Consider the following 7,734-nt stretch of genomic DNA (forward strand, 5'->3'; position numbering starts at 1 on the left):
AGGGTCGAGCCTCGGCCGCAGCCCGAAAGTGCATTCCACTTTCGGGGCCGATGCTCTAGGGAATTCGAAGATCATAATCGAGGCATGTCAGTTCCTGACTGCCCAAAGGACCGCCGTGAGCCAGCAGCCTCCCATCCCCTTGACGACGCGGATCAAGCGCGCGGCGCTCTGGTTCGACGCGTGGCTCAATTCCGCGCTGTTTCAGAGCGGGCGCGGACTGGCGGGCGCCTGGGGCTGGTACTCGGAGAAGATGAAGGGCCTGCGGTTCCGTGGGCCCCTCCGGGTCGTCCTGGACCTGACCAGCGAGGCCACGACCCTGGGCTCCCTGGGCGCCGTCGTCATGCTGGCGCTCGCCCTGCCGGCGTTCCGCGAAACCGAGGATGACTGGCTCAAGACCCAGGATCTCGCCGTCACCTTCCTCGACCGCTACGGCCAGGAGGTCGGGCGGCGCGGCCTGCACCTGGACGATTCCTACAAGCTCGAGGATTTCCCGGACTACATGATCAAGGCCGCGCTGGCGACGGAAGACCGGCGCTTCTACGACCACTGGGGCATCGATCCGATCGGCACCTTCCGGGCCGTCGTGGTGAATGCCCAGGGCGGCGGCGTGGTGCAGGGCGGCTCCTCGATCACCCAGCAATTGGCCAAGAACCTCTTCCTCACCAACGAGCGCTCCCTGGAACGCAAGATCAAGGAAGCCTTCCTGGCGGTGTGGCTGGAGTTCCACCTGACCAAGGACGAGATCCTCAAGCTCTATCTCGACCGGGCCTATATGGGCGGCGGCGCCCATGGCGTCGTGGCGGCGGCCGACTATTACTTCGGCAAACCCGCCAAGGAGCTGACCCTGGCGGAATCCGCCATGCTGGCCGGCCTGTTCAAGGCCCCGACCAAATACGCCCCGCACGTGAACCTGCCCGCCGCCCGCGCCCGGGCGAACGAGGTCCTGCGCAACATGGTCGAGGCCGGGTTCCTGACCGAAGGCCAGATCCAGACGGCGCGGCGGAACCCTGCGACGCCGGTGAACCGGGAGCGCGAGACGACTCCGGACTTCTACCTCGACTGGGCCTATGATCAGGTCAAGGCCCTGGCCGCTCAGAAGAAGTTCGGCCACGAGCGCGTGCTGATCGTGAAGACGCCCCTCGACACGGCCCTTCAGCGGCATACGGAAGAGACCCTGGAGAACATGCTTCGCCAGCACGGCCGCCAGTACAAGGCCGGCCAGGGCGCGATCGTGGTCATGGACGTGGACGGGGCCGTGCGCACGATCGTCGGCGGGCGGGATTACGGCCAGAGCCAGTTCAACCGCGCCACGGCCGGCCTGCGCCAGCCCGGTTCGTCCTTCAAGCCTTTCGTCTATGCGGCCGCTCTGACCACCAATCCGAAACTGCGCCCCAACTCGATCGTCGTCGACCAGCCGATCTGTCTGGGCAACTGGTGCCCGCAGAACTACGGCCGCTCCTTCTCGGGCTCCATGCCCCTGGTCTCGGCCCTGGCCCGATCGATCAACTCGATCCCGGTCCGGATGTCGCTCGAGATCGGCAAGGGCAATGCCAAGGCCGGCCGGGCGGTGATCATCGACACGGCCAAGCGCATGGGCCTGACCCACCCGCTGACGGATTCGAGCTCGCTGCCCATCGGGGCGGCCGAGGTCACCCCGATCGACATGGCGGCGTCGTACGCGGTCTTCGCCAATGGCGGAAAGCGCGCCGATCCCTATGCCGCCTGGGAGGTCCGCAACTCGTCGGGCGAGGTCATCTACCGTCATGACCGGGATACGCCGCCCAAGCAGGTTCTCGACACCCGCGTGGTCAACGACATGAACTTCATGCTCAACAAGGTGGTCGAGGAAGGCACCGGCAAGCGCGCGGCGCTCGAAGGCATTCCGGTCGCGGGCAAGACCGGCACCACGAACGGCTACAAGGACGCCTGGTTCGTGGGCTTCACCGGAAACCTGGTCGCCAGCGTCTGGTACGGCAACGACGATTCGAGCCCGATGAACGAGATGACCGGCGGTACCCTTCCGGCCATGACATGGCACGAAGTGATGGGCGTCGCTCACCAGAACCTGGAGATCCGCCCCATCCCGGGCGCGAGCCCGGCCAATGCCTCGCGGGTGGCCTCCGCCAAGGGGCCGGCGGCCGATCAGGCGCAGGCTCCGACGCAGGCCTTCCTGGCCGGCACGCTCTCCCGCAAGTCCTATGAGGTCCTGGGCGGCATCGGCACCCTGTTCAAGTCGATCGACCGCTCCGCCACCATGGGCAAGGCGCCCGAGACGCCGAGCAGCTCCGCGGTCGATGGCCGCCGCCAAGTGGCCATGCCGTAACGATGCAGACCGAGGCTCCCTTGACGAACGCCCCTCCGGCCGCGTCCCTGCGCGCGCCATCGCCCTCCGGATCGTCCGTGACCGTCAGACGGGTCCCGACCGCCTTCCTCGTCGTCTACGCGCTCGTTCTGGGGCTGGGGCTCGGGCTGGGCTCGGCCTATTGGGCCATCAACGGCGACCCGCCGTTCGGAAGCCTGCGGCTCGGCCCCTGGCAGGCCTGGCCGAAGCTCGGATCGCCCGAGGCGGATCCCTACATGCGCGCGATCCTCGCCCGGCGCGGCGACATTCCCCTGGCCACCGGCGAGGGCCTGGGCTTCACCGCCCGCACCGACAGCGACGGCATGCCGTTCGACTCGGCCTGCACCTACGCGGTCGGGTCCCTGGCCCCGGTCGCGCGCCTCTGGACGCTCACCCTCTACGACGGAGACGGGCGGCTCCCGGTGACCGAGCTCGGACGCCGGAGCTTCACCTCGGCCGAGGTGCTGCGGGACAGTCAGGACCGGTTCAGCATCGTCCTGTCCCGCACGCTCCAGCCCGGCAACTGGCTCCAGCTTCCCGCATCGGGATCCTTCGCGGTCGCCCTGCGGCTCTACGATCCCCCGGGGGCCGCCGGCGCCAACCTGGAAGAGGTGGATTTTCCCGTCATCCAGCGCCTGGGGTGCGGATCATGAGAGGCTTCGGTCGCTTCCTCATCGCCACCCTGTGCGGCATCGTGATCGCCGCGGGCGTCCATATCGCGGCCATTCTCGCGAGCCCGTACCTGGCCGAACAGGATGCCTTCGCCAAGGTGCAGGGCACGTTGACGGCCGACAAGGCGCAGATCGTCAGCGCGCCGGGCGGCGAGAACACCTGGCTGCCGCGCCCCGATCCGGCGGTCGCCGTCGCGACCTGCGCGTTCGACCTGCGCAACGGCCCCATGCGCATCGCGGCCCGGACCGGATCGCTCCCGCTGTCCTTCTCGTTCCACAAGGAATCCGGCGGCGTGTTCTTCGCCGTCACGGACCGCGCCGCCGTGCGGGGCGAGCTGGAGATCGTCGCCATGACGGCCCGCCAGCTCGACGAGGCCCGCGCGGCCGAAGACGAGAACGATCCATCGCGCGACGTGAGGATCGTCGCTCCGGAACAGCAGGGTTTCGTGATCGTCCGCGTGGCGGCGCCCAGCCCGAGCCTGCGGCCCCAGGCCGAGGACGCGGCCAAGGCGGTGTCCTGCACGGCCGAGCAGGACCCCTGATCCCGTGCCCTGGCGCCTCATGACGCCCGGGGATCTCGCCCAGGTGCAGGTTCTCGCGGACGCGATCCACGTGGACCACCCGGAAGACCGGGCCGTGCTGGCCGAACGCCAGCGCCTTTACCCGTCCGGGTGCTTCGTGCTGACCGAGGATGCGCATGTCATCGGCTACGCGCTCACCCATCCCTGGCACCTGGGGGAGCCGCCGCGGCTGAACAGGCTGCTCGGGGAACTCCCGTCGAGCCCGACGACCTATTACATCCACGACGTGGCGCTGCTGCCGACCGCCCGCGGCAGGGGCTACGCCGCGCAGGTGACGGACAGGCTGATCGCGCAGGCGCGCGAGGCGGGCCTCGACAACCTGTCGCTCGTCGCCGTCAACGGGTCTCGGACGTTCTGGGAGAAAGCTGGTTTTCGCGTGCTGGCCGCAGGGAGCCTGACGGCGAAACTTGCAAGCTACGGGCCGGAAGCGGTGCTCATGACGCACCCTCTGGCAAGCCCGTCGCGTGGCGCCTGACGGCGCCTTTTCGTCATGGACATCAGGATGGATTACGAGCGGCGACGTCCAGGGCTGTCGGAGGCCACCGGATGGGACGGGCCGGGATTGGGAGAAGGCCGCTCGTAGCGCACGCCGGTGAAGAGAAGGATCTCGCCTCGAGGCTCGTCGGGGGACAGGACGGGGCGCTGTGGACGCTCGGCATGACCCGGAAAGGCGATCACCATTCCCGGTGATCTGGTCCAGACGTCTCGCATTGTGCCCTCCTCTATCGTGCCACTGGCTGCCTCTATGACTGACTCACAAAAAGTGACCTATGGTTAACAGTTCGTTTCCGCGGGGCTCGGCACTGCAGAAAATCCCTCGCCCTGACATGAAAACAACAATCACGGCCGCGCTTCTGTTCCCGGGGGAGGATGCCTAAAAACCCCCTGGCCGGCTCCCGTTGAACATGCGCTGAGGAAGGGCTCCGAGAGCATCGGATCGGGATGGCCGACACAAGGCCGGCCATGACGTGCGGAGGGTCGCGCCACTGCAATGGTCACCCGCCACGTCATCACCGGGCTTGTCCCGGTGATCCCGCTTGTTTGAGGCGCCGCGCCTCACCGGATCGGGATGGCCGGCACAAGGCCGGCCATGACGTGGGGAGGGTACCATCACAAGGATGCTCCTCTCCTGGCTGGCGCACCGCTCGACGCGAAAAACCGAGTCCACTTTTTCGCACGATGCGCTAGCCTTCCCTCGGTTGCGTTGAAGCGAGTTCGAGCATGGTGCCCTCCGCCAATCCCGATCTGTGGTCGGACCTGTCCGGTTTCGGATCCCCCGCGGGCCGGTCCGATGCGTGCTCCGCTCTCCTCAAAGTGAACGCCGACATGTTCGTCGCCGCGCCGACCCGCGACCGCGAGAGCATCGAAACCTTCGAGACCCTCGTTCTGGGCCTCCTTCCGAAAGCCGATCCGGCGACCCTTCTCGCCTTGGCCCGCATCCTCGCGCCATGCCCGGACACGCCGGTCGCCGTGCTCGATTACCTGGCGCGGCATTCGCCCGACCTGCGCGCGGTCGTGGTCCGGCACGCGGCAGGGCGGCCGCCGGGCCTCGGCACGAAGCCGCTGGCGACGCCCGAGGGGCGTCTCGCCCTGGCATCAGGGCCGGGCCTCGACGCGGCGGCCATTCCGCCTTTGCTCGCCTTGCGCGAGACCGCGGTCGAGGACGCGCTCGCGGCCAATCCGGCTTTGCCTCCGGACACCGCGGCTTTCGCGGATCTGCTGCGGCGTGCCGGCCGCCGCCCCGCCCTCGCGTCCCTTCTTCTCACGCGCGCCGACCTCCCGACCTCGGCGCTGGCGGCCCTCTATCTCGCGGCCGATGCAGAGCGTCGCGAGGTCATTCGGGACCGGGTCGCCCATGCTCTGGCCCACCGGCGCGCCACGGTGGCGTTCACGCTGACCGGGGAGGATCGGGCCGATCTCCTGGCTGCGAGCCTCAAGGGCGACGACCGCCGGCTCGAGCATCTCCTCACCACGCTCTTCGGCTTCCCCGCTTCGACGGAGTGGCGCCTGCTCGAAATCGGACGCCATCGGCTTCTTGCGCTTGCGCTGAAGGCCCTCGGAGTGGCGCAGAAGGACGCGGTCAGGATCTTCCTCACCCTGCACCCGGCCCTGTGCTACCCGCTCTCCGCAATCCGGGGCCTGATCCGGGAGATGCGCGACGTTCCCGCGCCCGTCGCCCTGGCCCTGGTCGAGTCCATCCTGGATACCAGGACATTCTCCGGGGACGTCCTCGCGTGATCCGCGAAGACGTTCGCGCGGGTCGTTCCGGGACGAGATGAGCACGAGTGCCGGACCGGCCGGCCATGACGTGTGGAGGGTGTTGTCACTCGCCCGTCCCACGTCTCCACGTCATCACCGGGCTCGTCCCGGTGATCCCGCTTCTGTAGGGCGCCGCGCCCTTCCGATCGGGATGGCCGGCACAAGGCCGGCCATGACGTGCGGAGGGTCGTGCGAGCCGGGTGTCTCATGCTCCCTCTGTCATCACCGGGCTCGTCCCGGTGATCCCGATCCGAGAGGCGCCGAGCGCATCGTGCGGACGCAGGCGGGCCGGCCCGGGTCCCCTTTTCACGCCCGATGCTCTAGATTGCTTGCATCGGCGGTCTGCCCGGAGGGTTGGATGTACCTGCGCACGATCGAGGAAGAGCAAGCCACCGGCCAGGTCGCGGAAATCTACGAGAGGCAGAAAGCGCAGCTCGGTTTCGTCATGGAGGCCGCGAAATGCTTCACCGCCCGGCCGGACCTCCTGCCGATCTACACGGATTTCTCCGACCGGATCCGCGCCGGCTTCTCGCTCGGGCTGCGGGAATGGCGGCTGATCACGCTGATCGCCGCAAAGCACATCCCGTCGACCTATTGCTCCCATGTCTACAGCAGGCAGCTCATCGACGATCTCGGCTCGAAGGAGGCCGTCCTGGCGGTTCAGCGGGACTTCCGCGCCGCAGGATTGCCGGACCGGGACGTCGAGATGCTGGCTTATGCCGAGAAGGTCGTCCGGGAGGCGTCCCGGATCACCCCGGCCGACATCGGCCGATTGCGCGGCGTGGGGTTCTCCGACCAGCAGATCTGCGACATCGCCCTGTGCGCGGCCTTCCGCTGCTTCGTCAGCCGCTTCTTCGATGCGATGGGCGCCGGCACCGAGCCTGTGTTCATCGACGACGATGCCGAATTCCGCGCGACCATGAGCGTCGGCCGTCCGGTCTGATCCGGAACCGCGATCCCGCCGGCCGTTCCGGGCGTGAGGGCGCCTTCAAGGAGGGCATCGAGGGCGATCTGGAGCTGCTCGACACAATCGTGCCGGCGCGGCCCGCTGGGTCCGCGTCGAACGATGCGCCGCTCAAGGAGTTGAGCATCGGATCCAAAAGTGGGTCCACTTTTGGGTCCGATGCTCTAAGCGTCCGCCGCAAGGTCGAGGAAGTGGCGCCCGGCCCGGTCGTCGACCTCGACCAGCCAGAGGTCCGGGTCGAACCGGAGCTCGCGGGCCATGCGCTCCTCCACGTCGAGGGGCATCACGGCCTCCAGGATCGGCGAGAACAGGCGCTCGCCGCTCTCGTCGAGGAAGAGCTGCGGGGCGGGGCCGTAGAGGCTCGCCGTGCCGTCGAGCCGGTCGACCTTCACGAAGATCGCCCCGGCCTCGGCGGCGCCGCGCTTGCGCAGGGCGGCGTCGACCCCCTCCACCGAGCACCGGCGCAGATAGGCGGAGACCCAGAAGTCAGAGCGAAGCCGGGACATTACGGGACCGCGATGCCGGACGCGGCGGAGAGCTCGCGGATTGTCCTGGCGTTCAGCTCGCCCGTGACCGGCAGCCGGCGGTCCTGCTCGAAGCGCTCGATGGCCTGGCGCGTGCCGGAGCCCATCAGGCCGTCCACCTTCACGCTGTAGCCCAGCCGCGCCAGGGCCCGCTGGCCGGCCAGGATCACGTCGCCCTGGTCGGCCCGGCCCACATTGCCGGGCGGGACCGGCACCGGGCCGCCCATGCGGATCATGTCGGCGATGGGATCGCGCGCGGCGCTGCGCACGGGGCCGGCGGGCGCGGGCGCAGCCGCGACCGGCGCGGCGGGAGCGGAGGCCTGCGGGGCCCGCGCCGGCGGAGGCGCCGCCGCGGCGGGCTGGCCGCCGGTGCGGATCATCTCGGCGATGGGGT

9 protein-coding genes are annotated in these 7,734 nt (G+C 68.9%); 6 read left to right on the forward strand and 3 right to left on the reverse strand.

Annotated features, from left to right (window positions below; translation table 11 throughout):
- Nucleotides 1-115: 115 nt before the first annotated feature.
- From OCW50_RS17705 to OCW50_RS17720, 4 genes are read left to right on the forward strand one after another with little or no spacing between them, the layout of a single operon-like run.
- Nucleotides 116-2,323 carry a transglycosylase domain-containing protein gene (locus OCW50_RS17705; protein WP_262298477.1) on the forward strand — a complete coding sequence of 736 codons (2,208 nt, stop codon included), beginning with the start codon at nucleotides 116-118 and terminating at the stop codon, nucleotides 2,321-2,323.
- A 20-nt stretch (nucleotides 2,324-2,343) separates the two neighbouring features.
- On the forward strand, nucleotides 2,344-2,994 hold the full coding sequence (locus OCW50_RS17710; protein ID WP_262271041.1) for a DUF1214 domain-containing protein: 651 nt from the start codon (nucleotides 2,344-2,346) through the stop codon (nucleotides 2,992-2,994).
- On the forward strand, nucleotides 2,991-3,554 hold the full coding sequence (locus OCW50_RS17715) for a DUF1254 domain-containing protein (RefSeq protein WP_262298478.1): 564 nt from the start codon (nucleotides 2,991-2,993) through the stop codon (nucleotides 3,552-3,554). Before OCW50_RS17710 ends, OCW50_RS17715 begins: the two co-directional genes overlap by 4 nt.
- 4 nt (nucleotides 3,555-3,558) lie before the next feature.
- Entirely contained in the window at nucleotides 3,559-4,068 is a 510-nt protein-coding gene (locus OCW50_RS17720) for a GNAT family N-acetyltransferase (protein ID WP_262298479.1), read from the forward strand.
- Nucleotides 4,069-4,100: 32 nt separating this feature from the next.
- Here the strand turns inward: OCW50_RS17720 and OCW50_RS17725 are convergent, their stop codons facing one another.
- Entirely contained in the window at nucleotides 4,101-4,304 is a 204-nt protein-coding gene (locus OCW50_RS17725; RefSeq protein ID WP_262298480.1) for a hypothetical protein, read from the reverse strand.
- A 510-nt stretch (nucleotides 4,305-4,814) separates the two neighbouring features.
- Here OCW50_RS17725 and OCW50_RS17730 point away from each other — a divergent pair.
- Nucleotides 4,815-5,831: a hypothetical protein gene (locus tag OCW50_RS17730; RefSeq protein WP_262298481.1), complete on the forward strand. Its 1,017-nt coding sequence runs from the start codon at nucleotides 4,815-4,817 to the stop codon at nucleotides 5,829-5,831.
- A gap of 379 nt (nucleotides 5,832-6,210) precedes the next feature.
- Nucleotides 6,211-6,795: a carboxymuconolactone decarboxylase family protein gene (locus OCW50_RS17735; protein WP_262298482.1), complete on the forward strand. Its 585-nt coding sequence runs from the start codon at nucleotides 6,211-6,213 to the stop codon at nucleotides 6,793-6,795.
- A 185-nt stretch (nucleotides 6,796-6,980) separates the two neighbouring features.
- Here OCW50_RS17735 and OCW50_RS17740 read toward each other — a convergent pair whose 3' ends face one another.
- Together OCW50_RS17740 and OCW50_RS17745 are read right to left on the reverse strand one after the other, a co-directional pair.
- Nucleotides 6,981-7,322 (reverse strand): DUF1491 family protein, encoded by a 342-nt coding sequence (locus OCW50_RS17740; RefSeq protein WP_262271049.1) that lies wholly within the window; start codon nucleotides 7,320-7,322, stop codon nucleotides 6,981-6,983.
- On the reverse strand, nucleotides 7,322-7,734 hold a 413-nt coding region (locus OCW50_RS17745; protein WP_262298483.1), incomplete at its 5' end, for a peptidoglycan-binding domain-containing protein. The genes OCW50_RS17745 and OCW50_RS17740, both read right to left, overlap by 1 nt.

The organism is Microvirga sesbaniae, assembly GCF_025460805.1.
Classification (GTDB): Bacteria; Pseudomonadota; Alphaproteobacteria; order Rhizobiales; family Beijerinckiaceae; genus Microvirga; species Microvirga sesbaniae.

Bases quoted from the DNA above. Each gene is read 5' to 3' on its own strand.
- OCW50_RS17725 (WP_262298480.1), bottom strand. From the start codon at position 4,304: ATGCGAGACGTCTGGACCAGATCACCGGGAATGGTGATCGCCTTTCCG.
- OCW50_RS17715 (WP_262298478.1), top strand. From the start codon at position 2,991: ATGAGAGGCTTCGGTCGCTTCCTCATCGCCACCCTGTGCGGCATCGTG.
- OCW50_RS17740 (WP_262271049.1), bottom strand. From the start codon at position 7,322: ATGTCCCGGCTTCGCTCTGACTTCTGGGTCTCCGCCTATCTGCGCCGG.
- OCW50_RS17735 (WP_262298482.1), top strand. From the start codon at position 6,211: ATGTACCTGCGCACGATCGAGGAAGAGCAAGCCACCGGCCAGGTCGCG.
- OCW50_RS17730 (WP_262298481.1), top strand. From the start codon at position 4,815: ATGGTGCCCTCCGCCAATCCCGATCTGTGGTCGGACCTGTCCGGTTTC.